Raw genomic sequence first — 25,951 nt, forward strand, 5'->3', positions numbered from 1 at the left:
CTAAAGAAACCATTGATCTATTTGTACTGATTTACATAATCAAATATGTTTTTGCTAATAAGGCTTAAAGTGACAAGGATAAAAAGCGTTCGGACGTACGTCACGCCTTTTGATAGAGCGACATTTGATCCGACAAAAGAACCCGCGATCATCGCAACCCCCATAATTAATCCGTAAGAAAATACAACAGAATCGAAATATAAAAACACAAGCAAAGCACCTAAGTTACTGCCGAAATTTAAAAATTTTGCGCTGCCTGCTGACTGCAGGAAATCAAATCCCATAAATAAAAAAGCAAATAAAATAAATGAACCTGTGCCTGCTCCTAAAAATCCATCGTAAAAGCCAATAATAAAAATAAGTGCGGTAAAGAAAATAAGTTTCTTAATAGACAGCGGCTTATACGTAGACGTGGTGCCCCAGTTTTTTTTGAAGATTGTATAAATAGCAACTAAAACAAGGAGAATCAAAATAACAGGTTTCAAAAAAGCAGAGGATAGAAAATGAACGGTGATTGAACCTCCTAAAGAACCAATAAATACAAAAGGAAACCATTTACCTACGACGCGAAAGTCGACTTTTCCGGATTTTACAAATCGAATGGTACTCGTTAATACGCCCATCGTTCCGGCTAATTTATTTGTAGCTAAGGCAGCAGCGGGAGGCAGGCCTAAAAATAAAAGAGCAGGCGTTGAAATTAAACCGCCTCCGCCAACTACAGAGTCAATGAATGCGGCTAAAAAACCAAATAGTAAAAGCAAAAGAACAATCTGTAAACTTAATTCTTCCATAAAGCACCTTCCTCATGTCATAATATATAGTGACTACTTAAATAGTAACTATATAAAAAGCAGTTGTAAATATGTAAATGATAAAAATTTCAAATAACTTAAAAAACAGGGAGGTTTCCTTTATGGAAAATATTATTCAGCAGCTGCAGTCGCTTGGATTTAATCAGTATGAATCAAAAGTATACGTGACGCTTGTCAAAAAAGGATCTTCCACTGCTTATAGCATTAGTAAACATTCAGGTGTGCCAAGAGCGCGTGTATACGATATTTTACAAACACTAGAGGAAAAAGGCATGGTGTTAAAAGAAGAGAGTAATGATGGCACCCAGTACACGTCGTTGCCCGTCGATGCTTTTTTGCATTCGCTGCAAAAAAAATGGAACGAAACGTATGAAGGCGTTAGCGAAACGCTTAAACGTCTTGAAGCTGCAGACTCTATAGAAGAAAGCCGGGTTATGACGATGAAAGGAGAAAGAGCCATTCTTGCTTTTTGTGAGTCGCTATTGTTAAAAGCAAAAAATAAAATTGTCATCTCGCTTTGGCCCGATATTTATAATGAGTTGAAGCCTCTTTTATTACAGCTAAGGGAGAGCGTCACACTAAAAGGAATTGTGTTTGAACAAGATGAAGCGATGGAGGAATTTGACCGGCACCGCCATACAAGCTATACCGAAAACATTGGGAATCAAAACTGGTTTATTATATCTGTTGACAGCAGTGAAATGATTTATGGTCATAAAGAAATGGCGTACTATACAAATAACGCAGTCAACATTAATTTACTTGAAAATTATATTTGGCATGATATTCTCGTTAACAGACTTGTAGAAAAAAGTGATAGAGAAATGGACAGGTGGATCGAAAAGGAAAGAGAAAGTTTTTTTGCGTAGAAAAGAGACTTAGACATAACGAAATCACTTCCATCGAAAGACGAACAAACGGGATAAATGATCTAGTATGAATGGGTTGTTACATCGCAGTTAATTTCCGTGCAAGGCTTCGCTTTCCGCGGCCGGCCGATGAGCCTCCTCGTCGCTTACGCGCCTGTGGGGTCTCATCTGTTCCGCTTTTCCCGCAGGAGTCTTCGCCTTGCCCTCCAATTAACTACTGGAAGCAGCCACCATGCATGAAAGCTACGTTCGTCCTACCAACAGAAAAATCCGAACAAAGTTGATGCTCCATTAAGAGTCTCGAGTCCTCGTTCGGATCTTCCTTCAATTAAAATATTTTTGTTACAGCCTCTTTATATTAAAAAGTTTGGGCAAGTTTTTTTGCTTCTGCTATTCCTTTTTCTTTAATTTCTTGGGCTTTATCTGGCATTGCGTTATGCCCTTCCACAAAAATGCCGTCTAACGAAGGTACTCCGAAGAAATTCATCATAATCCCAATATAACGATGCCCCATTTCCATATCAGCTGCAGGCCCTTCAGAATAAATGCCTCCGCGCGCTTGAATATGAAGCGCTTTTTTATCCGTTAATAGCCCAACCGGACCCTCTGCCGTGTATTTAAATGACTTACCCGCTACGGCTACAGAGTCTAAATAGGCTTTCATAACCGGTGGAAACGAAAAGTTCCACATAGGCGTTACAAAAACATATTTGTCCGCTGATACAAACTGTTCGCTCAATTCTGCAAGGCGATTGACCTTCTCCTGTTCATGAGAAGAAAGTTCAGAGCCAGACTGAAGTTTGCCCCAGCCGCTAAATACATCCGCATCAATATGAGGAATATTTTCTTTATAAAGGTCAATATGTACAACTTCGTCACTTGAATTGTGCTCTTTGTAAGCATCGATAAATGCTTTTCCAGTTGCCATACTGAATGATTGAGACTCATCGTGAGGATGAGCTGTAATATAAAGTACTTTTGCCACGTCTTATCATCTCTTTCTTGTTTGGAATAATGTACTGTCTTATCGTTATCACTCCTATAAAAAACTATACGCGCTTTGTCAGGAAAGCTAAAAAAGAACGCAAGAAAGGGATGTCTATATAGAAAATAATGGTATAATAAATGTTTGAATATTTACATAACAAGTATGTTTAACAGAAGTGAATAAGAGGTGTCGAGATGAAAGAAAAATGGATAATCGTTACGGGTGCAGGTTCTGGAATTGGCAAAGAAATTGTAAAAGAGTGTGTGTCGAAGGGCTATTCAGTTATTGCTTGTGATATTAACGATGGAGCTTTGAAACAGCTAGCTGAAGATACAAAGGGCCATATTGAAACACACGTAGTAGATGTAAAAAAAGGCAACGATGTAAAAGATCTTTTTTATCAAATAAAAGATAAAAGCTTGTATGGGTTAGTTAATAATGCAGGCGTGTATTTAGGGAAAAATTTATTGGACTATGAAGAAAATGAAATAGATTTTGTAATGGATATTAATATTAAAGGATATGTTTATTTCTCCAAGTACTTTGGCGAAGTATTAATGAAAAAGGAAGTAGAAGGAGCGATTATTAATATATCGTCCGTGTCAGGAATGGAAGGAAGCTCCGATGCTATATATGGAATGTCTAAAGCAGCAATACTAGGATTAACTAAGAGCTGTGCAATGAATTTTTCTCCTTATATCCGGGTGAACGCCGTAGCACCTACAATGGTAAATACCGATATGATGAAAAATATTCCAGAGTGGCGCAAAAATGAATACATCGCTCATCAGCTGATTCCAAGCTTTGTTACGCCTCAAGACGTGGCAGATACGGTTCTTTTTTTACTGAGCCCTCAAGCAAAACATTATACAGGAGCCACCTTCGATTTAAATAGCGGATGTTATTTACGATAAATTATCTTTTAAACGAGTAATCGAGGCTGGACAAAAATATTTTAGTTAAGGATAAATTCGAATGATCAATCGATATTATTGACTGACCATTCGGATTTTTTACTGTTATTATGAACGTGGGTTTCACCGCTTCTAGCTGTTGATTGGAGGGCAAGGTGAAGACTCCCGCGGAAAGCGAAGTCTTGCATGGAAATCAACAGCGGTGTCAAGAGCAATCCATATGAGTTTATTAATCCAATTTGCTCGTCTTTAGATTGGGTTAATTCCGTTATGTCCCATCCTCCTTTTTGTTTTCTTAAGAATTCTTAAGAAATTTACTTAACGTTTCTTTAGATTTTTTTTCTATTCTAGAAAGAAAGAATAGAAAGAAGGAATAGAAAATGAATTTAGCTTTTATGTATCAATATTTTCACCAGCCGCGAACGGTAGGCGCACTTTTGCCGAGCTCTACGCACTTAGCGAAAAAAATGGTAAAAGGGATTGATTTTGAACATGCAGGCTGTATAGTAGAGTACGGGCCAGGAACCGGAGTTTTTACCCGTGAATTAATAAGAAGACGAAGCGCTTGTACAACTTTGCTTCTTATCGAATACAATCGGCATTTTTACGAAAAAGTAAAGGAACAAGTAAGAGATGAAAAAAATGTGTATGTGATACATGGATCCGCTGAAAATGTTCAAAAGTACTTGATACAGTATGATATTCCAAAAGTGGATTACGTACTATCAGGTCTTCCTTTTGCTTCTTTAACGTCTGAAGTGTCGGACTGTATTTTGCAAAACACGCGCAGCGTATTAGCGGAGGAAGGGAAATTTATTACGTTTCAGTATACAAATTTTAAAAAACAGCTGATCCGCTCGTTTTTCCCTCAGATTAAAGTGGAAAAAGAGTGGAGAAATGTTCCTCCTGCATATATTTTTACATGCGAAAAGAATCAGATATAAGGAGTTTGTAAATGAAAGACAGAATTTTAATTATAGATGACGATGAGCAAATTCGTAATTTAATTGCTATTTACTTAGAAAATGAAGGATTTGAAGCGCTGAAAGTTTCTAATGCTGTATGTGGATTAGCGCTTTTAGAGGAACAAGAAGTAGATTTAATTATATTAGATATTATGATGCCGCAGATGAATGGAATCGATGCTGCTTTTAAAATACGTGAAGAAAAAAACATGCCCATTATTATGCTGTCGGCTAAGTCAGAAGATATGGACAAGATTTCTGGGTTAACAGCAGGCGCAGATGATTACTTAACAAAACCATTTAATCCTCTCGAGCTCATCGCACGAGTAAAATCACAAATTAGACGCTATAAAAAATACAATGAACGTGCTGAGCGCGATATTATTCAAATTGGCGATTTGGAAATTAACCGCAGCACCCGGCTTGTCTTTGTGCGCGGCCAAGAGATTCGTTTAACACCAAAAGAGTTTGATATTTTAGAGCTGCTGGTACGCTACAAAGGAACGGTGATGAGTATGGGGAAAATATATGAAGCCGTATGGCAAGAAGATGCGTTTAAATCGGATAATACCGTAATGGTTCATATTACAAAGATTCGCGAAAAAATTGAGGATAATCCGAAAAAGCCAATTTATATTAAAACCATATGGGGCGTAGGATACAGAATATGAGAAGAATAAGTGTAAAGCTTCTTTTTGCTATCATTATAAGTTTTTTGGCTACCAATTTAATTTTTATTTTAATTGCTAGGTTTGTTTTGAGCAGGTATATACAAGAAGAGAAAATGAATGTCCCTGCATATAACGTATTGGCGTTTGGACTTTTCTTTATCGCCGTTGTGGTCTTTGTTTTTGTTTTTTTAGCACTTATTCGTTCCCATATTCGTTATCTGAAAGAAATCTCTAAACAAGTTCAAAAAATTTCAAATGGAGATTTAGGCGCAACCATCCATGTACGAGGAAAAGACGAACTGGCTGAATTAAGTCAAAACATTAACAAAATGTCTGCGCAGCTCCGTACAAAATTTGATCGTGAACGAGAGCTGGAGCAAGTGAAAAATCAGCTAATATCCAGTGTGTCTCACGATTTGCGTACGCCGTTAACATCCATCGTTGGGTACCTAGATTTAATCAAAAAAAGAGAAAGTATGGATGATGAAACATTATATAGCTACTTATATATTGTTGATTCAAAAGCAAAATACTTAACTGATTTAATAGAAGAATTGTTCGACTATACAAAATTAACGAGTCCTGATCTTCAGCTTCAACGAAATGAGGTCGATATGAAACGTTTGCTTCAACAGGTAATAGGAGAGTACGAGCCAATTTTAACAAGAGAAGGCATTGATGTTCAGACTAACTTTGCTTGTGAATGGAATGCATTTATTGATGTGGAAAAAATGGTAAGAGTATTTCAAAACTTGCTTGAAAATGTCAAGAAATACAGCAAAAAGCCTTCCTTATTAGAGGTGAATCAGGAGATTGACGAGGGTTACATAGTTATTTCCTTTAGGAACAGCATTAACATCAGTGAAAAAATTGAGGTAGAAAAGTTGTTTGATCGATTTTATCGAGGTGATGAATCAAGAACGGACGCGAATGGTTCAGGTTTAGGACTGGCTATTGCAAAACAAATTATTCAGCTGCATCAAGGAGAGATACGAGCGGATCGTCAGCATAATAAGCTCACTTTTTTTATAAAGCTGCCGTTAACACAAGAAAGCCTTAAGAATCACTTGTAAAGATTCTTAAGGCTTTTTGCGACTATTTTGATGCCGTATTCAAATTCTGCAAGCGTCGCATAAGAAAAGGATATTCTGATATGCTGTGAAGTCTCATGGTCATACAATGCGCCTGGATTTAAAAGAACTCCTTCGTCGAGACAGTGCTTAAATAACTTCCGCATCGAAACAGGCTTATGCAGCGTAAGCCAAAAATAAAAACCACCGCTCGGAGCATTCCACACAGCGAGATTCTTCAAATACTTCTCTAGAATAGCCAGTGTTTGCTGACATTTTTCTTTTAATTTATAGCGTACGCTGGCCACATGCTTGTCATAGAGTCCGGTTTTGAGAGCTTCAGCAGCAGCCCATTGAGATAAGGAACTGGCTCCGTAGTCAACTTGCATTTTAAGGTCAGCTAATCGCTCAATTACATGTTCAGGCCCTATAATCCATCCAATTCGAAATCCTGGACTGAATGTTTTAGAGAACGTTCCTAAATAAAGAACCATTCCATTTTTATCTTGAGCTTTTAAGGAAAGTGGAGGCGGTGAATGGAACCAAAGCTCTCCGTAAGCATTATCTTCAATAATAGGCAAATGCATTCTTTCACACTGGCGAAGCAGCTCTTGGCGCCTTTTTTCACTCATCGTTACATTGGTGGGGTTATGAAAGTTCGGTATTGTATATAAAGCTGTACCTTTTTCTTTTTCATGTTGGTCTTTTAATGAAGCTAAATGAATTCCTTCTTCGTCTAACGAAACACCCGTTATTTTCATTTGTGCGGACTGAAATAACGGTAGAGAATAAAGATAAGAAGGTTTTTCAGCTAATATATTGGCACCTGGAGGCAGCAGGCCGATTGAAATTAACTGAAGGGCTTGAAGTGAACCGGATACAATTAAAATAGATGAAGGAGAAGTTTCAATGCCTCGTTTTTTTACATGCTTGACTAACTCTTGTCGGAGTTCATCATTTCCTCTTGGGTGCTCGTAGCCCAAGTGTACGCTTCTATGATTAATTCCGCTAAATAGTTCCGAAAGCTGATGGGAAGGAAGCAGGTCAGGTGCTAACTCTCCAGTTCCTAAACGAATAATGCCCGGTTGAAATTCAGCTTCGTTAATATGGCGGATAGTCGGAGAATTTGGTCGGTATATTCCTGCTTCTACATACGAATTCCAGTTCATGTGAGAACCTGATGCTAGTAAGCTCCACGTATTGTTAATAACTTTGGTGCCACCGCCTTTGTTTCCGCTGAGCAGTCCTTCAGCAATTAAGTTTTCGGTTGCTGTCACCACCGTGCTTCTATTTACAGAAAAGCTAGCAGCTAAATGGCGCTGCGAAGGAATTTTAGTTCCAATAGGCCACTCTCCATTTATGATTTTCTCTTTCATATACTCTTGAATTTGTTTGTGCATTGGCTTTTTATCAGCCGGATCTGGAGTCCAGTTCATGTGAGACCACCTTTTTATAATTTGGTTGGTATTATAAATCAAAACTTGGATGGAGACAACAGGGGATGTCAATTGTAGTATAAAAGAGAAAGGAGAGAACAACATGTTTACAGTGGTTATACATGCTTTATTGTTAGCATTCGGTTTGATTTTACCTTTAGGGGTACAAAATGTGTTTGTTTTTAATCAAGGAGCCAATCAACGAACGTTCAAACAGGCGCTTCCCGTAGTTTTCACGGCTTCTGTTTGTGATACGATTTTAATTCTAGTAGCAGTGCTGGGAGTTTCAGCAGCAGCCGCTGCTTTTTCATTTTTTCAAACGCTTATTTTTGGAATAGGTCTTCTTTTTTTAGCGTATATGGGCTTTGTGACGTGGAAGAGCAAACCGTCAAAAACGTCAGTAAAGGAAGGAATGACGGTGAAAGCACAAATTTTATTTGCTGCTTCTGTATCTCTGCTAAATCCTCACGCGCTGATGGATATTATGGGCGTGATTGGAACAAATTCTCTACTGTACAGCGGAAAGGAAAAGTGGGTTTTTACGCTGGTGACAATATCCGTTTCATGGATATGGTTTTTGTCCTTAGCTTTTACAGGAAAAGCAGTAGGAAAAATGGATTCAAATGGGAAAATAATGATTTGGGTGAATAAGGCTTCTGCATGTATGATTTGGGGAGTAGCTCTTTACATGGCAAAAAGTATGTTTTTTCAGTAAAATAGATGCTAAAAGGAAAGTTATGTAATAGAAAGAAGTACTTTTTTCTAGAAAGCGAGGGGTAAAGATGATTCAAGGAATTAATCATATGTGCTTTTCTGTGTCAAATTTAGAACAATCCATCATATTTTATCAGAAAGTGCTAGGAGCGGAACTTTTAGTGAAAGGAAAATCCACCGCTTACTTTAGTCTGAATGGACTGTGGCTGGCGTTAAACGAAGAAAAAAATATTCCTAGATCAGACATTCAGTATTCGTATACTCATTTAGCGTTTTCTATTTCTATTAAAAACTTTGACGAAGCAAGAGAACTGTTAAAACAGCATAATGTAACCATCTTACCGGGAAGAAACCGCGACGAAAGAGACAGAAAATCTATTTATTTTACGGATCTGGACGGTCATAAATTTGAATTTCACACCGGTACGCTCCAAGACCGTTTAGCGTATTATCAAGAAGACAAGCCTCATATGACATTTTATTCGCCAGAAGAGTAGTATTAAAATAGTTATATAAGGTTACAGTTTTATTACATTCGCATTCCTCGCTCAGTTATCATTAAATAAACGATGCTGTTGTGATATAATGGAAAAAAAGTGAGGAGGAGGAAGAATGTATACCGCAAAACAGGTGAAGTTTGGTTCGCATATTGTGATAGGCGTACTTTTCGGCATCCTAGCTGCGATGTTAATCGGCACTTTTTATCAAAATGTACCAGGTGTATTACCATACGGGATGATTAGCGGACTTGCAGTAGGACTCTTAGCAGATACATATTATACAATTAAAACAAAAATAAAGGTTATCTAATATAGTGTAGTACTATCTTCAGGAGAAATAAAAGATTCCTCTTGAAAATAGTACTATTTTTATGAATAAAATGGTTAATTTTCCACTTTAGAAAAACAAGTCAGTGCGCTAAAAAAATTGTAAATTTATTATTTTGAATCAGAAATAGGGGGTTGAAATATCAAATTAACTCTAAGTATAGAATTATATGTTAAAGTAAATAACCGTTTTCTAAACAGTGAAACGGTTTTTACTTTTTTTCTAGTTAGTTTCATTGCGCGTCAGATAAAAGGTCTATTAATTAAGTAATTGTTAGTAAAACTGCAGATAAGAGGTTTTTAAAGCTGCTACTAACAGATAAAATACTGTTGCTTTTAATGGTTCATCTATAGAAAACTTGATAATTTTACTAAAATCGTTCTTTTGGAGTACATAATATATGCTATCATTGTTGGATGAAAAAACTACATACCAAAAAAAGGAGAAACAAATGAAAAAATTAAGAAGAATCGGCCTAGGACTTGTAGCATCTTTGCTATCTATTAGTTTAGTAGCTTGTGGGTCAACAAAAGAAGAACAAAAACAAGGATCTGCTAAGCAAGAGCAGAAACAAATGGGGAAAGAGCAGAAGAAACTCGAACAAAAACTCTTTAAATTAGAGAGTGAGTATGAAGAATATACAAAAGAAAAAGGATATATGGAATCTGATGATTATCTTGTTTTTGAAGCAGCCTTTAACATACTTGCAAAGTCAATTGAAAGCAAGAATATTCTTCAAGGCGATGATGGCGAACTAGACAAACACTTAAAAGACTTAAAAACTGAGATAGACCATTTAAGTAATAATCAAGCAATAAAAGCTCAAAAGCGTTACGGTTCGGCAGTAGATGTGTACGAAGCTGCTATAGGTACTCATATGCATATTGTATTAACTAAAGCCGATATTACTCAGCACTTTAATGCAGTAAACACTATTGAGTTAGACAAAGATTTTAATGCAGATAGCTACGATTATGAAAAAATTGATGCAGACGCAACTGAGGCTATTAAGTCTATACAAGGAATGCCTATGAAAAGAATAAAGCTTATTAAGGAAGAGTTGGAGAAATATAAAGCTAGCTTTAGTACTGAAGAATATAATCAATTGAATTCCGCAGTCACTAGCGTAACTTCGTCATTAAATAAACAAGTTGAAATGCTAGAAGTTCTACAAAAAGAAAGTGGTAAGGATAAATCAACTTTAGAAGAAAACACAAAAGCTGCTGAAACACAATTTTTAGATGCTAAAGAAAAAGTGTCTGCATTTGAATCTAAATATGATATCCAAATGTAAAATATATGCTTTAAATACGATTGTTTATTAAAATAAAAAGCCGTTTCTTAACCAAAGAAACGGCTTTTTATTATTTCTCTCTATTGATCTTTGGTGTACGCAAGAAGAAAGAGAGTAAAAGTGCAACCAGACCTAATAATGTAGCAAATAAGAATGCATCGTTAATGCCATCTATAGTCGAAGTTTTTATTGCTTTAGCATATAGCGACACAATACCGCTATTACCTAACTGACTAAGTTGACTACTAAAGAAATCATTGTTAGTTGTTAGTGTATTAGTGTAGTTTGAAAGATGTTCAGTAGTTTGCTGTGTCGTAATTGTAACGAGTATAGCCGTACCAATTGAACCTGCAACTTGACGAATTGTATTACTTAAAGCTGTACCGTGAGAAATTAAATGTTGAGGTAATTGGTTCATACCTGCAGTCATAATTAATGACATACCGAACAAACGTAAGATATAAATGCCTAAGATGTGGCTTTATGGAGTTCCACCAGTAAGTTTAGTGAATTCATATGTAGCATAAGAAGTAATTACAAGACCAACTATTGCTAATACACGAATACCGTATTTATCATACAGTTTACCGGGGATAGGTCCCATTAAGCCCATAATTAATGCACCTGACCTGGCAATAATAGTAGATCTGTTTGAAGTGGCGTAAAGCCTCAAATGCTTTGTAGATAGATTGGCAACAGTTTTGAAATTATTTAGGATGAAACATAAAAAATTATAATCAGATTTGTTGAAAATCAACTCGAAAATTATTAATGTAATTTTCTGAAACTTTTCTTCGTGCTATAACGTATAGTAAGTATAGGGGATTTTAATTTAAATTCCTTTTTGCGGAAAAACGTTTAATATACAGTCGGAGGATATATGCTGTATTACGCGACGCTAGGTGAACTAAAGAAGAAAAAGGGGGTATTAAAATGACAATGTGGCTGTGGGCAGGCGGATGTATAGTTTTTTTGTTAGCAATGGGTTACATTGCAGATCGTGTAGCAATAAGGAGAAGCATTGAATTTAGTCCCGAGGATGGAATTAAAAATGCTACAGATGCAGAACAAATATATGTGGAGAGCTATTTAAATGAAACAAAAAATACGAATAATAATATACCGCTTTAATAGAAATTATAAATAAAAGGCTTATCCGCCGCTACTTGCATTAGGGATAAGCCTTTTTGTTTTATACTTAGTTCCAAACTTCGTCTAAAGTATCTCTAAACAATTGATCTAATTCATATGTAGGGTCATCTAATTCTACGGATAAAGTTCTGACGTATTTGTCTAAACGGTCAATTTCTAAGTTTAAAAATTCATTAATAACATTGATGCATGGTTCTAAATCTAACTCATCACCACTAATTTTACGCTTTAACAGCTTGCTAACCTCTTCTTTTAATTCTCCTTCTGGTAACAGTTTCTCTAAGAGAATAGAGAATTCTAATGGAGGAAATTCGTTATATTGCTCAATCCACTTAGCAGCTAGCACAGGTCTTAAAACATAAAAATATTTTTTGATTTTTACTTCGTCACCTTGTAAATACTCTCGAAAGTTATTTCTAGCCATATTTAAATAGTGGTATATACAAGAAGTAGGAGTAAAGATGTTAGAATGTAGTTCTTTCATTTTATCAAATGTTGAATACGCCTTGTAATATACAATGTTTGATTGCATCCATTCTAGTAAGGGCGGGTTTGATTTTCTAAAAAGTTTTAATGTCTTGGTTAAGTCCCAGCCGCTAACATCTAATAGGCCATTAATAGGTAGCTCTATTACATCTCGCTTTTTACCTACACCCATTGGATCAATGCTTAAATATTTATTCCTCTTATGAATATAAATAAATCTAACATCATAATCGCTATCTTTAGATGGAAAGTCCCACGCTCTACTTCCAGATTCACAAGCGTATAATACTTTTACGTCGTAATCTTCTTCAATTTTCTTTAAAGCTGCAACGATTGTTTCTCTCATAACCCAACCTCATTTTCTTTTAATGCTTTCTATATACAAAAGCTATTACTATTTCTCCTATTATATTTCATAATGGATGGAAAATGGTAAATAAAAGAAGCTTCCCTTAGGCCTCTAAAAATCTACGAAAATATAGAGAGTAAAAAATTATATCACTCAAAAAGCACTACATCCAATCCGTTTCTGCGGTAACAGGTTAGAAGCGTATACAGTTCTGCACGGTGATGGTATAAATGAGACTGAATTTCAAGCAGCCACTCAAAACATGTATACGTGCATCCCCAATAGGATGTCTGCAGTGAAAATAGCTTTTGTTCGTCAAAAGAAGAGTAAACCGCTTTTAGCTGATTGAAGCCCTCTACTAAAGCTGCTTTGAGTTCAAGCTTTGTATAAGCTGGATGTTGCAGATAAAAGTCATTCATTTTAGCTGCAGAGTAGCCTAAGGAAATATAATAGTCTGCACTGCAAATGAGACATAAATGCTGCAGCAGCTCTTGAATAGACCGCTTGTGAGGGAGGGGACGATAAGCAAGCTCTTCTTCTGTAACGTCATTAATGATTGCGGTTAGAGAATGGATGTTAACGTTTATTTGATTAAACACCATCTCACAGTACGAATTCATGCATTCACATCCTTTTTATTCAAATAAATACCGCATTTTTTGATTCAGCCAGTACTCTGATTTTTCATTGTTATCGAGCTTGATATAGCAATCGACAATTTCATCATAAATGAATTCCTTTTCTTCTACTAAATCAATAAATTTAATGAGTAAAAATACGGCTTTTGAAACTTTTCCATTCTCACAAAGCCATTCTTTCATCCAGATTAATAAGTCAAGAAGAATAATCTCTATTTTTACTCGGATATCAAGGAACCAATCGTCATAAATCGTTGTTAAATAATGAGGAACTAATTGGTGCAGTCGCCGTATGCAGAAAAGGCATAAAAACAATCCTCCTAGTGTCTAACTGTAGCGTTTGTGTAAAGGTAAAATTATTATGATAAGAATAGACAAAAAATGGGTGCTTTTTAGTAATTTAAAAATGTCTAATGTTCTAGTAATATCCATTATACTGTAAAACCATAGTGAGAAATAAGGGAGAATGCCCAAAAACAGAAAAAAGAAAACGTTATCAATTTCGAAAAAAGAAGAAAGGAGGAGAATTATGAATTTTAAAGACGAAAATACGTTAGACTTAGAATGGGTTATGCTCATAATGGAAGCAAAACAAACAGGTATAAGCATCGAGGAAGTTAGACAATTTTTACAAAGTATTAGCTCAAATTCTTAGCCGATACACTGGTAAGGAAATAAAGAATTCTCTGAGCATAGATAACCTTTATAGCGAGTCTCAAGCTATGTCCACTAGATGTATAATCATCCCTTTACAGTAAGAACGTTTATTTATAATGCACGGTAAAGTGAAATTATGGTATTATTATCGGTAAGTAAGCATTAGTAAGGGTGATTAAAATGACAATTGGCCAACGTATTCGAGATCTCAGAACGAAACAGGGAATATCGCTAACAGAACTTGCAAACCGAGCGGGTGTTGCTAAATCGTACATATCTTCAGTAGAAAGAGGAATTCAGCTCAACCCATCTATTCAATTTCTAAACAAAATTTCTACCTCATTGAACGTGAGTATTGATAGATTGATTCATGAGCCTATGGATAAATCTGAATCGTTGGATATTGATGATGAGTGGCTTGAGTTAGCAAAAGAAGCAGCGGAGTCAGGAATAAGCAAAGAGCAGTTTAAACAATTTCTTGAATTTCAAAAATGGCAGCGGGCAAAGCAAGATTAACTTCGCGGAGTATACATAAAAGAGAACTTACATAGAATAACTGCTAAAAAATCATGATTGCAAAAAAGAGATTCCATTTATCTATGGAATCTCTTTTTTTAGGCTTAAGAAGAAATAAAATGGGACGAGAATTCTTTTTCTCGCTGAAACTGAATACGTTCAAGAGTTATTAATTTAGGCTTTCTTTTCTGTTCAAACTGTCTCAATGTTTCTGAAATCTCTTTGTTTTGATAAAAAACTTGATGCAGTAAGTCAGACAGTAAGTCAGCATCTTTTAATGACTCGTTTAATCCAAAAGCACCAGTAGGAGTCATCGTATGAGCAGCATCCCCTAATAATAACAGGTGATGCTTTGACCATACTTCGCTTATGCTGCTTTGCACAGAAAGAAGCGTAAAGTCTGACCACGACGTAATAAACCTTTCTATTGAAAGGTTTAAGCTAGGGAAAGCGTCTATTAAACGCTGAATAAACGGTCTAAACGATTGTTTTCGAAGAGCAGGATAGCTGCCTTTTTCAATATTCCATCCGATTTGAACAAAGCCTTTTGCTTGAGAAAAAAGCGCCACCTGCTGCTGCTTCACAAGTGCAAATTTAATAGAAGGCTCCCAATTGGCAGGTGCAGGAATTTTCGCCCAAAGCAAATCGTATCCATGATTGTGGATATTGTTTTTTATGTGCGCGAGTTTGCGAACAGTTGAATATCGACCATCTGCTCCAATAATGATTTTACTTTCAACTATTATTTCGCCCCGGCCTTTTTGCTGAGCTTTTATTCCAGTATATTGGCCTTTTTCATTCTGCATTAGCTCTGTTACTTTTGTGCCCAGCATAAGCTTGTAGGAGGGGTGGATGCTTGCTTGGCTATTTATAGACTGAAGGAGATGCTGCTGTGGAACATGAATTCCTGCATGTCCAAGTTCAGATTCTATCGTTTTGAATACATGTCCATCCTTCCAGTATTCGACCCTAGACATTCGAAGGAGGCCTAAGCTTTCAATTTCTTCAAATATATGATGTTTCTTAAGAATCATTTCTCCATCTTCATTTAAATGTTCGCCCCGAAATTCTTTTCCAAGCTCATCAGATCTCTCTATCAGTATAGTTGATATATTTTGTTTAGCCAGTAGATAGGCCAGTAGAGCACCGCCTGGTCCGGCTCCTATTATACACACATCTGTTTGATAGTTCATTTTCTTCACCTTGTTTGTTATATGCAATTAAGTTACTTTTGGTAAGTATATTAACTTTTATAAATGTTAATGTCAACTTTTTTATAGCTTTTCTTCTATGAAATTCGCTCTTTGGACAAAACACAAATAAGGTTCTACATAATCAAAGTCAAAGGTTAAGTTTTATGGTAAACTAAAATACACAAATTATTTTGAATAATTTGTATAAAAAGGTGAAATTTCAAAATTGTTGAGAAAAAGCACGGTTGGAAAGCTGCAGGATTTTTAGCAAGAAGAGTAGAGATTGTTCCTGAAAATTCTAGCAAACTCCAATTTCGACTGGAGGATGATTATGACAAAAGTAGAACATTATATTCAAACATTGGGTAACAGTGCAGATTTGCTAACAAAAAGGCAGACAAGCATTTACTTCGAAAAACTTTCAAACACCTTTCCTTTTTTAACAATCATGCAAATTAATTGGAGAAAAGTATTAATTAAAAAGTCCACCCGGCATATTGAAGAAATCAAAAAATGGCTTCAAGAGATGAATATAAATGAACATCAGGTTGTTTTATTCTGGAAACGAGCAACTAAAGCTGTAAGCGTCGATTTAGCTCAGGCTTTACTGTTTTTTCAACAAACAGCTGATCTGACCGAAGAAGCATTTATTTACTGTCCGTCTGTTGACTATGTAATTGAGTATTTTAAAGACGGTAAAATGATGATTGGTTTAGCAGCACGTTAATTAAAAGGAAAAAAAGCTGAGGGAGGAGGCAAATTAGAACTTCTTCACTCAGCTTTTTATGCATATAAAATCTAAAAAATACGAAACATAACGTTATTTACAACATAAATTACCTTCTCTTTATAATTAGTGGGAAAAGTATTGACATTTTCCATAAAACAAATATAATTAACATTAATCATATTGTTAATTGTAAAAAGAGCGATCAGGAGAAATGATGAATGTCGAACAATAAAGCAATGACGAATCAAACGAAAAAAGAATACCCTAAACCCTATGGCTATACGTCAGATATTGCTGTATTTACGATTGTGACGGAAGAAAAAGAACCATACAAACCACCTAAAATGAGTTTGAAATTAATGCTTATCCAACGAGCAATGGTGAATGCAGAGGGAGAAAAGAACAGCGAAGCAGGAAAGTGGGCGCTTCCCGGCGGATTTGTCCATCCTAATGAATCAGCTTTTGAAGCGGCTAAAAGAGAGCTCGAAGAAGAAACGGGCGTAAAGGATATTCATTTAAAACACTATGGTGTCTATGATGAGCCTGGCAGGGACGATAGAGGATGGGTCATTACAAACGCACATTATGCAATCGTTCCAGAAGATAGTCTAATAAAGCGAAAAGCGAATGATGATGCTGCTCGAGTTGAATTGTTTAAAATAGATGAAATCTTTTCATTGCCTTTAGCTTTTGATCATGAAATCATCATTCGAGATGCAATCAAGGAAATTAAGAAAGATTTATTGCAAACGACCATTGCCCAGAAATTTCTGCCTTCTCAGTTTACATACTCTGAGCTGCAGGCTGTGCTGCTTACCGTAACGGATGATGCAGCGATTAAAAGTGATCAGGCCTTTGCACGAAAAATAAGAATGCTGCCATTTATTGAAGAAGTAGACGGAAAAACAACGACGAGAACGTCTAAAAAACCAACAAAGCTCTACCGGTTTGTTGAAATGAATGTGATGAAGCCAATCTATACAGCACGCTATTAAAAGAAAAACTTTCAATTCAAATAATTAACAATATGTTAACTGTTAATTTTTACATATGAGGGGGAAACATAATGAAAAAAGCACTGATTAACATCGATTATACAAATGATTTTGTAGCTGAAAACGGAGCTTTGACATGCGGAGAACCAGGGCAACAAATTGAAACATTCATAAGCGATATTACGCGTCAATTTATTGAGCAAAACGAGTATGTGGTGTTCGCCATTGATTTTCATAAAGAAAATGATTCCTTGCATCCAGAATCAGCGCTGTTTCCGCCTCATAATGTTGAAGGCTCTGCAGGAAGAGAGCTATACGGAAAGTTAAATGATTTATATAATGTGTATCAATCACAGGCAAATGTAGAATGGATGAATAAAACGAGATACAGCGCATTTGCTGGAACGGATCTGGAGATTAAACTGAGAGAAAGACAAATTACCGATGTCTACTTAGCAGGTGTATGTACGGATATTTGTGTACTTCATACAGCAGTAGATGCCTATAATAAAGGATTTGCTATTTATATTTATGAAAAAGCCGTAGCAAGCTTTAATCAAAAAGGCCATGAGTGGGCGCTCGAACACTTTAAATCTTGCCTCGGAGCAGAAATTATTTAAGGACATAAAAGTGGAGGAAATCAATGAATATGTTTACAGATGACAGCGTAATGCTACACACCGATTTATATCAAATTAATATGGGAGAAACGTACTGGGAAGATAATATTCATCAAAAGAAGGCTGTTTTTGAAGTTTTCTTCCGCAAACTTCCTTTTGGAAATGGTTATGCTGTTTTCGCTGGATTAGAAAGAATTATTGAATATATTAAAGCATTTAAATTTAGCGAATCAGATTTAACCTACTTGCACGAAGAATTAGGTTTTAAAGAAGATTATTTAGCTTACTTAAAAGACCTTACGTTTACTGGAACAATTCGATGTATGCGTGAAGGTGAGCTTGTATTTCATAATGAACCAATTTTACGTGTAGAAGCACCATTAATTGAAGCTCAGCTTGTAGAAACAGCGATTTTAAATATTGTGAATTACCAAACGCTGATTGCAACAAAAGCAGCTCGAATCAAACATGTAGTAGGAGATCAAGTGGCAATGGAATTTGGAACACGACGCGCTCAAGAAATGGACGCTGCCATTTGGGGAACAAGAGCAGCCTATATTGGCGGATTTAGTGCTACTTCTAACGTGCGAGCAGGAAAGAAATTTGGAATTCCAGTGGCAGGAACGCATGCTCATGCGATGGTGCAAGCTTATAAAGACGAATACATTGCATTTCATAAATATGCTCGTCGCCATAAAAACTGCGTGTTTCTAGTTGATACGTACGATACGTTAAAATCAGGAGTTCCTAACGCCATTAAAGTAGCAAAAGAATTAGGCGATAAAATTAATTTTACAGCGATTCGCTTAGACAGCGGCGATTTAACATATTTGTCTAAAAAAGCTCGTCAAATGTTAGATGAAGCAGGGTTTACAGAGACAAAAATTGTTGCTTCCAACGATTTAGATGAAGATACGATTATGCATTTAAAGTCGCAAGGGGCACAAATAGACATGTGGGGGATTGGTACTAAGCTCATTACTGCATATGATCAGCCCGCGCTTGGTGCAGTGTATAAACTCGTTTCTATTGAAGGAGAAAATGGCGAGATGATGGATACGATTAAAATTAGCGCAAATCCTGAAAAAGTGAGTACACCAGGATTAAAGCGCGTATATCGTATTATTAATAATTTGAATGGGAAATCTGAAGGGGATTATATCACGATGGAAGACGAAGATCCTCAAAGCGAAGAACGTTTAAAAATGTTCCATCCTGTTCATACGTTTATCAGTAAATTCGTCACAAATTTTGAAGCAAAAGAACTCCATCATGATATCTTTGTGAACGGAGAGCTTGTGTATGAAACAGAAGAACTTCAGGAAATTCAGCAGTACGTAAAAGATAATTTAGAGCTGCTTTGGGATGAATATAAGCGCACGCGCAATCCTGAAGAATATCCAGTAGATTTAAGCGAAAAATGTTGGGAAAATAAAACGCGTCAAATTGCGTACGTAAAACAAAAAGTTGCAGAAGCCCTAAATAAAAAATAGTAGGGAGCTGGAGACATGTCAGATACGCTTGCTTATTTTCAACAGCTAAACCCTGATAAAAAAATAGATAAGCTTTTAGAAAAAGGAGCGAAAATTGGTATTTATGGTTCTTCTTTTGATCCGGTTACCAATGTTCACCTTTGGACGGCATCAACGGTTGCACATCGAAAGAAGCTAGATGCTATTATCTTTTTGCCTTCATCGCACAAACGAACAGATAAAAAGCTCCAGACGTTGGATGAGCACCGTGTAAATATGGTTAGCTTAGCGATTAAAGATAACCCCAAATTTTTGCTCGATACGTATGAGCTAGACGTATTGCCCGGCTATCATTACACATACTACACTATGGAGCACTTTAAAAAATTGCTTCCACACGCTGATTTATTTTTTATTATGGGAGCCGACTTACTGCAAGATATTGGTGAAGGCAAGTGGAAGAAAGCAGATGAACTTATTAGTAAAAACCAGTTTATCATCATGGCAAGAGAGGGAATAGACATGTTGAAAGCTATTAGTCATTCTCCTTTGCTTCGAAATTATGACGACGGCCGGTTTCAGCTTCTTGATAAAGGGCTGGCGATGGAAATCAGCTCTACTTATATTCGTCAAGAATTTGCCCGGGGCGGAGAACCAAGATATTTAATGCCTGATCTCTGTTATTTTTATAGTAAAAAACATGGACTGTATCAGTAAGAAATCTACATATAATGGAAGGAGAGCATGTATCATGTCAGACATGCAAGAAAAAATAAGAAAAGAGCTACATGTGAAATCTGAAATTGATCCAGCACAAGAAATTCGTGCCCGCGTTGATTTTCTGAAAAGCTACCTAAAGTCAGCAAATGCAAAAGGCTTTGTATTAGGTATAAGCGGGGGGCAGGACTCTAGCTTAGCTGGACGATTAGCACAAATTGCTGTAGACGAATTGCGAAAAGAAGAATATGAAGCAAAATTTGTAGCCGTTCGCTTGCCTCATGGCACGCAGCATGATGAAGCGGATGCGAAGGCTTCACTAGAATTTATTAAACCTAATGAAACATATACGTTTAATATTAAAAACACGGTGGAAGCATTTGAAAGTTCGTTTACAGGTGCGACAGATATAGCCCTGTCTGATTTTCATAAAGGAAATGTCAAAGCACGTACGCGTATGATTGTACAGTATGCAATCGGAGGAGAAAACGGCCTTTTAGTTATCGGAACCGATCATGCAGCAGAAGCAGTAACAGGCTTTTTTACGAAATACGGAGATGGCGGAGCAGACGTGCTGCCTCTAACAGGACTAACAAAACGTCAAGGAAAAGCATTGCTAAAAGAATTAGGTGCAGATAAACGATTGTATGAAAAAATACCAACAGCTGACTTGTTAGATAATAGTCCTGGTCAAGCTGATGAAACGGAACTAGGAATTTCTTATGATGAACTAGACGATTATTTGGAAGGAAAAGAAGTATCACAAGAAGCCGCTGAAAAAATTGAACAGCGCTATCGTATTACTGAACATAAACGTCAGTTACCGGCTAGCATGTTTGATGAATGGTGGAAATGAGAGAAATGCCCATATTAGATATACCTAATATGGGCATTATTTTGACTGATTTCTTTCATAAAACAAAAAAGAGGCGGAAAAAGTGCAATTTAACAAATTGTTTTCTCATACACACTTTGTTATTCTTACGCACTTTGGTATAATGAAGTGCTTTTAATATTATTGAGGAGGAACATTTTTTATGGCAGTTGAAGTAGGTAGCAAGGTACAAGGTAAAGTAACAGGTATTACTAATTTTGGAGCATTTGTAGAATTACCTGGAGGTCAAACTGGGCTTGTACATATTAGTGAGGTAGCTGACAGCTATGTAAAAGACATTAATGACCATCTTAAAGTTGGTCAAGAGATTGAAGTGAAAGTCGTTAATGAGAAAGACGGAAAAATTGGATTATCGATTAAAAAAGCAATAGATAAACCTGAAAGACCCTCATCTTCTTATTCACAACGCCCGCCACGTCAGGCAAGAAATAATGATAATCGTTCTAAAAGCAACTTCCAACCAAAGGAAAACTTCGAACAAAAAATGGCGCGTTTCTTAAAAGATAGTGAAGATAATTTATCTACACTAAAACGCAGCACTGAATCAAAACGAGGTGGCAGAGGCGGAAGACGCGGATAAATCCCTTCCAGTTTAACTACTTTATTATATAGCTGAAGCAAGCCAATAAAAATTGGCTTGCTTCTTTTTTTAATAGCTTAAGTGCATGCGCTAGAAGAGTAAAGAGAAGGTTAGGTACTTACTTAGTTGTAAAGTAGATGCCAATAGTGACAAGAGATGAGAGAAGATCAAGGATGAGTAGGATGAAATTTAAATCTATCATAATCATGCCTCCCTTTGTGCGAGCGTTGACGTTAGTATCTGCAAGATCTCCCTTTATTATTCTTAATTTTTTAAAATTTCATTTAATTAGTGCGTATTTTATATTAAATTAAACTATGTTCTAAATAATAATTTATAAAATAAAAAGCGCTTATAAGAACAATTTTCTTAAAATAATAAAAAAACCTTATAAGTAACCGAAGAGGAAGTAGAGATGAGTCCCTGATAAAAATAGCTAAATTAACAGAAATTCGGCAGTATTCTTGTATATTCATCTAATCTCTTCATAATTTTAGGAATAAAAAAGTTACGAAAAGACGAGAAACAGACAAAATCCTTCATTTTTTGAGTATTAGTGCTTAATTTTCACCAATATATAAAATAATTCCATAGACTCAAGGATTTTATAGTAATATATAGAACTTCCATACTATTCTAGTTTTTAGCTCACAAGCTAAGCAAAAGATTCGTATGTTCCGGGGATGAAGGCATACATAGTAGCACGAAGTATAGAGAGAAATGGAGAGGGAAAAAACAATGAAAAAAGTGTCAATTCGGTCTGTATTAAGTACAGTAGCATTTTCGGTTGCTTTATCTTCTTTTGCAATGGGAGCATCCGCCAACGGAAATTCAAAACCGGCGCTTGAACCGTCTTTAGTTAAAATTCAAGGAGACTATAACTTAAAATCAGCCAAAAAAGTAAAAGTTATTGTGGAGTTAAATGAAGAGTCTGTAGCGGAAGCAAAGAAAAAAGGAGTAGCGCAAAGTAAAGGAAAGATTAAAAAAGCGCGTGACGAAGTGAAAAAAGAGCTTTCAAAAGCTTCTAAAACTTCAAAAGTAAAGCGTGAATATGACCAAGTGTTTTCGGGGTTCTCAGCGGAACTTCCGGCTAATGACCTTGAAAAAGTAGCAAGTTTACCGGGAGTAAAAGCTATTTACCCAAGCGTTGAATATCATACAACAGAAGTGAAATCGAAAGAAGTGAGCGCCGAAGAATACGGTTCTGAAATGGATAAAAGCATTTACTATGTAGGAGCAGATCAAGCGTGGAAATCAGGATATACAGGCAAAAATATGACCGTAGCCGTTATCGATACAGGCGTTGATTACGACCACCCGGATTTAAAGTCAGCGTTTGAGAAATATAAAGGATGGGATTTTGTAGATGATGACAAAGATCCTCAAGAAACGCCTGCTGGAGATCCAAAAGGCGAAGCAACAACGCACGGAACGCACGTAGCAGGAACAATTGCAGCGGACGGGAAAATTAAAGGAGTAGCTCCTGATGCTCATTTACTTGCTTATCGTGTACTAGGTCCAGGAGGAACGGGTACCACAGAAGATGTGATCGCCGGTATTGAACGTGCGGTAGAAGACGGAGCTGATGTAATGAACCTGTCGCTTGGAGATACGATTAATAATCCGGACTTGGCAACGAGTATTGCATTAGATTGGGCAATGGAAGAAGGAGTAGTTGCCGTTACGTCAAATGGAAACAGTGGACCAGCTAATTGGACAGTAGGCTCTCCGGGAACGTCTCGTGAAGCTATTTCAGTGGGTGCAACTCAGCTTCCTTACAATTTGTATAAAACGACATTAACTGTAGATAACGCAAGCTATGCTTCAGCTGAAGTAATGGGCTTTCCAAATGACAAGGCGCTACTGGATGCAAGCGGTAAAAAGTATGAATTTGTACCTGTCGGACTCGGTAAAGCAGAAGACTTTGAAGGAAAGGATGTAAAAGGAAAAGTAGCGGTTATTTCTCGCGGCGACATTGCGTTTGTAGATAAAGTTGATAATGCGAAAAAAGCCGGTGCTGTGGCAACGGTGATTTACAACAACGTAGAAGGAACAATCCCTGATATTCCAGGCACATCTTTGCCAAGTATTCGCCTATCAAAAGCCGATGGACAAGCTTTGGCAGCTTCTTTAGCAAAAGGATCCGTTACGGGCTCTTTTACTGCAACATTTGATCAGACAGTTGATGAAACAATGGCTGACTTTTCATCTCGCGGACCGGTTGTTGATACATGGATGATTAAGCCGGACATTTCGGCACCGGGAGTCGATATTATCAGCACAGTGCCAACCAATGATCCAAGCAACCCTCATGGATATGGATCAAAGCAAGGAACAAGTATGGCAGCACCCCACGTAGCAGGAGCAGCAGCGTTAATTTTACAGGCGCATCCAAATTATAAAGTAGAAGACGTAAAAGCATCTTTAATGAACACAACCGAACTGCTTCGTGACCGCAACGGGCTGGTTTACCCTCATAATACGCAAGGTGCAGGAAGCATGCGCGTAGTAGATGCAATTAAAGCAAAAACGCTTATTACACCAGGAAGTCACTCGTACGGCGTCTTTTATAAAGATAAAGGGAAACAAGTAGAAAAACAAAGCTTTAAGATTAAAAATCTATCAAATCACAGTCAAAAATACTCGGTCAAAGTAAAATTTAAGAAAAGCCATCAGGCAATTGACGTTAAATCAACAAATGATTTAGTTGTTAATGCAGGAAAAACGCAAAAAGTAAATCTCAATGTAAAAGTAGATGCAGGGAAATTATCTCCTGGCTATTACGAAGGGACAATTACCGTAAGTAACAATAAAGAAACGTACGATGTTCCAACCATCTTATTTGTAAAAGAGCCGGATTATCCTCGCGTCACTTCTGCGTATGTAGATGTACTAGGAAATGGCTCATTTGAATACGGCAGTTATTTACCAGGAGGAGCAGAGAAGCTTAGCTATTACATTTACGATGCAACGTTAGAAAAAGGGGAATTGTTAAGTTCGTATACGAATGTAGAAAAAGGATTCTCTAGCGCAACGTGGGACGGAAAGATTAATGGTGAAGCTCTTCCAGCGGGAACGTATTATTTATACGCAGAAGCAGTAAAAGCAGGTCAGACGACAGGTTCTTTAGGAGAATTCGAAATTAAATAAATAAAAAAAGAGTGCCAGTCTAACTGACACTCTTTTTTTATTGAGCCGTATATCCACCATCGATCACAGCAGCTTGGCCGGTTACGCCTTTTGCTAAATCACTTGCTAAAAACATTGCATAATCTGCAATTTCATCAACTGCAAGCAAGCGCTTTTGAGGAACAAGAGGATAAATGACTTCTTCTAGTACTTTTTCAAGCGCTACATTTCGCGTACGTGCCAAATCTTTTAATTGATTTTGAACAAGCGGTGTATCAACATAACCAGGGCAAATCGCATTTACCGTAATGCCGTGCTCTGCACCTTCAAGAGCAGCCACTTTCGTTAAGCCAATCACGCCGTGCTTAGCGCTGTTGTATGCCGCTTTTCCTGAGAAACCAATCAATCCGTTAATGGAAGACATGTTCAAAATGCGGCCGAATTTTTGCTTTTTCATAATAGGAAACGCATGCTTAGTCGCAACAAAAGGTGCAACAAGCATAATTTTCGTTAAAAGTTCAAATTTTTCAGTAGGAAATTCTTCGAGCGGGGAAACAAATTGCATGCCAGCATTGTTAATTAATACATCAAGGCGGCCATATGTTTCAACCGTTTGAGCAATCATTTGTTCAATGTCACTTTCATTTGTCACGTCTGCTTTAATGCCTAATGCTTCGTAGCCTTTCGTCTTCAATTTGTCTGCTGCTTTCTTAACTCCATCTTCATTCAAGTCAGTTAAGACAACAGTTGCGCCGTCTTCAGCAAAGCGCTCACCAATTTGATAACCAATACCTTGAGCTGCACCTGTAATTAACACAATTTTGTTTTCAACCATCGTTTTTCCCCCTTATATGTAGATGATATAAAATCGCTTACTTTTCCATTTTATCAAAAATTATCTTGATTTAGCCAGTTTTTTAACTGTACTTTACGCGAAAAGAATGGGTGTGGGAAGGGGTGTTTACTACCTTTACTTCCACGTTGCTAACAGAAGCGAACGGCGAGGGACCTTTTTTAATTTCTTCAATAAATTTTTGGATGTTGCTTTCTTCACCTTCAGCATCAATTTCCACTTTTTGATCGTCTCGATTTCGCACCCATCCGTTAATAGAGCATTCCATTGCTTTTAGCTGCGTATAGTGACGAAACCCAACCCCTTGAACGCGTCCGTCTACAATCATATGCACATGTTTTTTCACTGTTCTCACCTCACAGGTAATTTTCCCTTTTTTATAAAAAAGAAAACAACTACAATCTTCAT

29 protein-coding genes and 1 pseudogene are annotated in these 25,951 nt (G+C 36.7%); 20 read left to right on the forward strand and 10 right to left on the reverse strand.

Translation table 11 applies throughout. The features are described 5' to 3' along the window. Window positions 1-17 precede the first annotated feature (17 nt). Entirely contained in the window at window positions 18-791 is a 774-nt protein-coding gene (locus OK414_RS11150; RefSeq protein WP_013083007.1) for a sulfite exporter TauE/SafE family protein, read from the reverse strand. A gap of 122 nt (window positions 792-913) precedes the next feature. Here OK414_RS11150 and OK414_RS11155 point away from each other — a divergent pair, with 122 nt between their 5' ends. Continuing rightward, complete coding sequence (locus OK414_RS11155) at window positions 914-1,681, forward strand: TrmB family transcriptional regulator (protein ID WP_263045595.1); 768 nt, start codon at window positions 914-916, stop codon at window positions 1,679-1,681. Window positions 1,682-2,039: 358 nt separating this feature from the next. On the opposite strand, the gene OK414_RS11160 is transcribed toward OK414_RS11155, so the two are convergent. Next, window positions 2,040-2,666 (reverse strand): FMN-dependent NADH-azoreductase, encoded by a 627-nt coding sequence (locus OK414_RS11160; RefSeq protein ID WP_013083009.1) that lies wholly within the window; start codon window positions 2,664-2,666, stop codon window positions 2,040-2,042. A 197-nt stretch (window positions 2,667-2,863) separates the two neighbouring features. Between OK414_RS11160 and OK414_RS11165 the strand changes: the two genes are divergently transcribed. The 4 genes from OK414_RS11165 to OK414_RS11180 all read left to right on the forward strand — a co-directional run bounded on the left by OK414_RS11165 (window position 2,864) and on the right by OK414_RS11180 (window position 6,292). Beyond that, window positions 2,864-3,583 carry an SDR family NAD(P)-dependent oxidoreductase gene (locus tag OK414_RS11165; RefSeq protein WP_034652487.1) on the forward strand — a complete coding sequence of 240 codons (720 nt, stop codon included), beginning with the start codon at window positions 2,864-2,866 and terminating at the stop codon, window positions 3,581-3,583. Window positions 3,584-3,963: 380 nt separating this feature from the next. Continuing rightward, window positions 3,964-4,527: a class I SAM-dependent methyltransferase gene (locus OK414_RS11170; RefSeq protein WP_171777293.1), complete on the forward strand. Its 564-nt coding sequence runs from the start codon at window positions 3,964-3,966 to the stop codon at window positions 4,525-4,527. 11 nt (window positions 4,528-4,538) lie between these two features. Then, window positions 4,539-5,219 (forward strand): response regulator transcription factor, encoded by a 681-nt coding sequence (locus OK414_RS11175; RefSeq protein WP_263045596.1) that lies wholly within the window; start codon window positions 4,539-4,541, stop codon window positions 5,217-5,219. After that, window positions 5,216-6,292, forward strand: coding sequence for a sensor histidine kinase (locus tag OK414_RS11180; protein WP_034652481.1), 1,077 nt, complete (start codon window positions 5,216-5,218; stop codon window positions 6,290-6,292). Before OK414_RS11175 ends, OK414_RS11180 begins: the two co-directional genes overlap by 4 nt. Here the strand turns inward: OK414_RS11180 and OK414_RS11185 are convergent. After that, window positions 6,283-7,725, reverse strand: coding sequence for a PLP-dependent aminotransferase family protein (locus OK414_RS11185; protein WP_034652478.1), 1,443 nt, complete (start codon window positions 7,723-7,725; stop codon window positions 6,283-6,285). The genes OK414_RS11180 and OK414_RS11185 overlap by 10 nt on opposite strands. Window positions 7,726-7,828: 103 nt before the next feature. On the opposite strand from OK414_RS11185, the gene OK414_RS11190 reads away from it, so the two are divergent. From OK414_RS11190 to OK414_RS11205, 4 genes are all read left to right on the forward strand, one after another. After that, window positions 7,829-8,440 carry a LysE/ArgO family amino acid transporter gene (locus tag OK414_RS11190; RefSeq protein WP_034652475.1) on the forward strand — a complete coding sequence of 204 codons (612 nt, stop codon included), beginning with the start codon at window positions 7,829-7,831 and terminating at the stop codon, window positions 8,438-8,440. Window positions 8,441-8,507: 67 nt separating this feature from the next. Continuing rightward, a complete protein-coding gene (fosB, locus tag OK414_RS11195) occupies window positions 8,508-8,936 on the forward strand; it encodes a metallothiol transferase FosB (RefSeq protein ID WP_034652472.1) in 429 nt (142 codons plus the stop codon). Between the two features lie 115 nt (window positions 8,937-9,051). Further along, window positions 9,052-9,249: a hypothetical protein gene (locus tag OK414_RS11200; protein WP_013083017.1), complete on the forward strand. Its 198-nt coding sequence runs from the start codon at window positions 9,052-9,054 to the stop codon at window positions 9,247-9,249. A gap of 469 nt (window positions 9,250-9,718) precedes the next feature. Continuing rightward, window positions 9,719-10,561, forward strand: a complete 843-nt coding sequence (locus tag OK414_RS11205; RefSeq protein ID WP_034652470.1) for a hypothetical protein — start codon at window positions 9,719-9,721, stop codon at window positions 10,559-10,561. A 70-nt stretch (window positions 10,562-10,631) separates the two neighbouring features. Here the strand turns inward: OK414_RS11205 and OK414_RS11210 are convergent. Beyond that, window positions 10,632-11,260, reverse strand: a pseudogene (locus OK414_RS11210) (MFS transporter); the annotation flags it as partial. 234 nt (window positions 11,261-11,494) lie between these two features. On the opposite strand from OK414_RS11210, the gene OK414_RS11215 reads away from it, so the two are divergent. After that, window positions 11,495-11,692: a hypothetical protein gene (locus OK414_RS11215; RefSeq protein WP_013083020.1), complete on the forward strand. Its 198-nt coding sequence runs from the start codon at window positions 11,495-11,497 to the stop codon at window positions 11,690-11,692. 67 nt (window positions 11,693-11,759) lie between these two features. Here the strand turns inward: OK414_RS11215 and OK414_RS11220 are convergent, their stop codons facing one another. The 3 genes from OK414_RS11220 to OK414_RS11230 all read right to left on the reverse strand — a co-directional run bounded on the left by OK414_RS11220 (window position 11,760) and on the right by OK414_RS11230 (window position 13,501). Beyond that, window positions 11,760-12,545, reverse strand: a complete 786-nt coding sequence (locus OK414_RS11220) for a nucleotidyltransferase domain-containing protein (RefSeq protein WP_263045597.1) — start codon at window positions 12,543-12,545, stop codon at window positions 11,760-11,762. A 152-nt stretch (window positions 12,546-12,697) separates the two neighbouring features. Then, a complete protein-coding gene (locus OK414_RS11225; protein WP_034652464.1) occupies window positions 12,698-13,168 on the reverse strand; it encodes a DinB family protein in 471 nt (156 codons plus the stop codon). 15 nt (window positions 13,169-13,183) lie between these two features. Beyond that, window positions 13,184-13,501, reverse strand: coding sequence for a hypothetical protein (locus OK414_RS11230; protein WP_234943513.1), 318 nt, complete (start codon window positions 13,499-13,501; stop codon window positions 13,184-13,186). A gap of 214 nt (window positions 13,502-13,715) precedes the next feature. Between OK414_RS11230 and OK414_RS11235 the strand changes: the two genes are divergently transcribed. Beyond that, complete coding sequence (locus OK414_RS11235; protein WP_075420012.1) at window positions 13,716-13,841, forward strand: anti-repressor SinI family protein; 126 nt, start codon at window positions 13,716-13,718, stop codon at window positions 13,839-13,841. A 182-nt stretch (window positions 13,842-14,023) separates the two neighbouring features. Next, window positions 14,024-14,359 (forward strand): helix-turn-helix domain-containing protein, encoded by a 336-nt coding sequence (locus OK414_RS11240; protein ID WP_013056901.1) that lies wholly within the window; start codon window positions 14,024-14,026, stop codon window positions 14,357-14,359. A gap of 104 nt (window positions 14,360-14,463) precedes the next feature. On the opposite strand, the gene OK414_RS11245 is transcribed toward OK414_RS11240, so the two are convergent. Continuing rightward, complete coding sequence (locus tag OK414_RS11245; RefSeq protein WP_034652458.1) at window positions 14,464-15,552, reverse strand: FAD-dependent monooxygenase; 1,089 nt, start codon at window positions 15,550-15,552, stop codon at window positions 14,464-14,466. A gap of 331 nt (window positions 15,553-15,883) precedes the next feature. Between OK414_RS11245 and OK414_RS11250 the strand changes: the two genes are divergently transcribed. The 8 genes from OK414_RS11250 (at window position 15,884) to OK414_RS11290 (ending at window position 24,711) form a co-directional block, all read left to right on the forward strand. Further along, window positions 15,884-16,279, forward strand: coding sequence for a hypothetical protein (locus tag OK414_RS11250; RefSeq protein ID WP_034652455.1), 396 nt, complete (start codon window positions 15,884-15,886; stop codon window positions 16,277-16,279). Between the two features lie 221 nt (window positions 16,280-16,500). Continuing rightward, a complete protein-coding gene (locus OK414_RS11255) occupies window positions 16,501-17,277 on the forward strand; it encodes an NUDIX domain-containing protein (protein ID WP_034652452.1) in 777 nt (258 codons plus the stop codon). Window positions 17,278-17,348: 71 nt separating this feature from the next. Next, the gene (locus tag OK414_RS11260; RefSeq protein WP_013083026.1) at window positions 17,349-17,897 is read left to right on the forward strand and encodes a cysteine hydrolase family protein; all 549 of its coding nucleotides are present in this window, start codon (window positions 17,349-17,351) and stop codon (window positions 17,895-17,897) included. Between the two features lie 23 nt (window positions 17,898-17,920). Next, window positions 17,921-19,390 (forward strand): nicotinate phosphoribosyltransferase, encoded by a 1,470-nt coding sequence (locus OK414_RS11265; protein ID WP_034652448.1) that lies wholly within the window; start codon window positions 17,921-17,923, stop codon window positions 19,388-19,390. A 15-nt stretch (window positions 19,391-19,405) separates the two neighbouring features. Beyond that, the gene (nadD, locus tag OK414_RS11270) at window positions 19,406-20,086 is read left to right on the forward strand and encodes a nicotinate (nicotinamide) nucleotide adenylyltransferase (protein ID WP_025752246.1); all 681 of its coding nucleotides are present in this window, start codon (window positions 19,406-19,408) and stop codon (window positions 20,084-20,086) included. A gap of 34 nt (window positions 20,087-20,120) precedes the next feature. Further along, window positions 20,121-20,942, forward strand: coding sequence for an ammonia-dependent NAD(+) synthetase (gene nadE, locus OK414_RS11275; protein ID WP_047931577.1), 822 nt, complete (start codon window positions 20,121-20,123; stop codon window positions 20,940-20,942). Window positions 20,943-21,123: 181 nt separating this feature from the next. Beyond that, window positions 21,124-21,561: a S1 domain-containing RNA-binding protein gene (locus OK414_RS11280; protein WP_013056909.1), complete on the forward strand. Its 438-nt coding sequence runs from the start codon at window positions 21,124-21,126 to the stop codon at window positions 21,559-21,561. A 738-nt stretch (window positions 21,562-22,299) separates the two neighbouring features. Continuing rightward, a complete protein-coding gene (locus OK414_RS11290; protein ID WP_317620595.1) occupies window positions 22,300-24,711 on the forward strand; it encodes a S8 family serine peptidase in 2,412 nt (803 codons plus the stop codon). Window positions 24,712-24,748: 37 nt separating this feature from the next. On the opposite strand, the gene OK414_RS11295 is transcribed toward OK414_RS11290, so the two are convergent. Next, window positions 24,749-25,525 (reverse strand): 3-hydroxybutyrate dehydrogenase, encoded by a 777-nt coding sequence (locus tag OK414_RS11295; protein ID WP_013056911.1) that lies wholly within the window; start codon window positions 25,523-25,525, stop codon window positions 24,749-24,751. A gap of 82 nt (window positions 25,526-25,607) precedes the next feature. Next, entirely contained in the window at window positions 25,608-25,889 is a 282-nt protein-coding gene (locus tag OK414_RS11300; RefSeq protein WP_013083031.1) for an acylphosphatase, read from the reverse strand. Between the last annotated feature and the right edge of the window lie 62 nt (window positions 25,890-25,951).

This window comes from Priestia sp. JV24, from assembly GCF_025910025.1.
In the GTDB taxonomy this organism is placed as follows: Bacteria; Bacillota; Bacilli; order Bacillales; family Bacillaceae_H; genus Priestia; species Priestia megaterium.

Coding starts and splice junctions, on each gene's coding strand:
- OK414_RS11150 (WP_013083007.1), bottom strand. CDS start 791: ATGGAAGAATTAAGTTTACAGATTGTTCTTTTGCTTTTACTATTTGGT.
- OK414_RS11155 (WP_263045595.1), top strand. CDS start 914: ATGGAAAATATTATTCAGCAGCTGCAGTCGCTTGGATTTAATCAGTAT.
- OK414_RS11165 (WP_034652487.1), top strand. CDS start 2,864: ATGAAAGAAAAATGGATAATCGTTACGGGTGCAGGTTCTGGAATTGGC.
- OK414_RS11170 (WP_171777293.1), top strand. CDS start 3,964: ATGAATTTAGCTTTTATGTATCAATATTTTCACCAGCCGCGAACGGTA.
- OK414_RS11175 (WP_263045596.1), top strand. CDS start 4,539: ATGAAAGACAGAATTTTAATTATAGATGACGATGAGCAAATTCGTAAT.
- OK414_RS11180 (WP_034652481.1), top strand. CDS start 5,216: ATGAGAAGAATAAGTGTAAAGCTTCTTTTTGCTATCATTATAAGTTTT.
- OK414_RS11185 (WP_034652478.1), bottom strand. CDS start 7,725: ATGAACTGGACTCCAGATCCGGCTGATAAAAAGCCAATGCACAAACAA.
- OK414_RS11190 (WP_034652475.1), top strand. CDS start 7,829: ATGTTTACAGTGGTTATACATGCTTTATTGTTAGCATTCGGTTTGATT.
- fosB (WP_034652472.1), top strand. CDS start 8,508: ATGATTCAAGGAATTAATCATATGTGCTTTTCTGTGTCAAATTTAGAA.
- OK414_RS11200 (WP_013083017.1), top strand. CDS start 9,052: ATGTATACCGCAAAACAGGTGAAGTTTGGTTCGCATATTGTGATAGGC.
- OK414_RS11205 (WP_034652470.1), top strand. CDS start 9,719: ATGAAAAAATTAAGAAGAATCGGCCTAGGACTTGTAGCATCTTTGCTA.
- OK414_RS11215 (WP_013083020.1), top strand. CDS start 11,495: ATGACAATGTGGCTGTGGGCAGGCGGATGTATAGTTTTTTTGTTAGCA.
- OK414_RS11220 (WP_263045597.1), bottom strand. CDS start 12,545: ATGAGAGAAACAATCGTTGCAGCTTTAAAGAAAATTGAAGAAGATTAC.
- OK414_RS11225 (WP_034652464.1), bottom strand. CDS start 13,168: ATGAATTCGTACTGTGAGATGGTGTTTAATCAAATAAACGTTAACATC.
- OK414_RS11235 (WP_075420012.1), top strand. CDS start 13,716: ATGAATTTTAAAGACGAAAATACGTTAGACTTAGAATGGGTTATGCTC.
- OK414_RS11240 (WP_013056901.1), top strand. CDS start 14,024: ATGACAATTGGCCAACGTATTCGAGATCTCAGAACGAAACAGGGAATA.
- OK414_RS11245 (WP_034652458.1), bottom strand. CDS start 15,552: ATGAACTATCAAACAGATGTGTGTATAATAGGAGCCGGACCAGGCGGT.
- OK414_RS11250 (WP_034652455.1), top strand. CDS start 15,884: ATGACAAAAGTAGAACATTATATTCAAACATTGGGTAACAGTGCAGAT.
- OK414_RS11255 (WP_034652452.1), top strand. CDS start 16,501: ATGTCGAACAATAAAGCAATGACGAATCAAACGAAAAAAGAATACCCT.
- OK414_RS11260 (WP_013083026.1), top strand. CDS start 17,349: ATGAAAAAAGCACTGATTAACATCGATTATACAAATGATTTTGTAGCT.
- OK414_RS11265 (WP_034652448.1), top strand. CDS start 17,921: ATGAATATGTTTACAGATGACAGCGTAATGCTACACACCGATTTATAT.
- nadD (WP_025752246.1), top strand. CDS start 19,406: ATGTCAGATACGCTTGCTTATTTTCAACAGCTAAACCCTGATAAAAAA.
- nadE (WP_047931577.1), top strand. CDS start 20,121: ATGTCAGACATGCAAGAAAAAATAAGAAAAGAGCTACATGTGAAATCT.
- OK414_RS11280 (WP_013056909.1), top strand. CDS start 21,124: ATGGCAGTTGAAGTAGGTAGCAAGGTACAAGGTAAAGTAACAGGTATT.
- OK414_RS11290 (WP_317620595.1), top strand. CDS start 22,300: ATGAAAAAAGTGTCAATTCGGTCTGTATTAAGTACAGTAGCATTTTCG.
- OK414_RS11295 (WP_013056911.1), bottom strand. CDS start 25,525: ATGGTTGAAAACAAAATTGTGTTAATTACAGGTGCAGCTCAAGGTATT.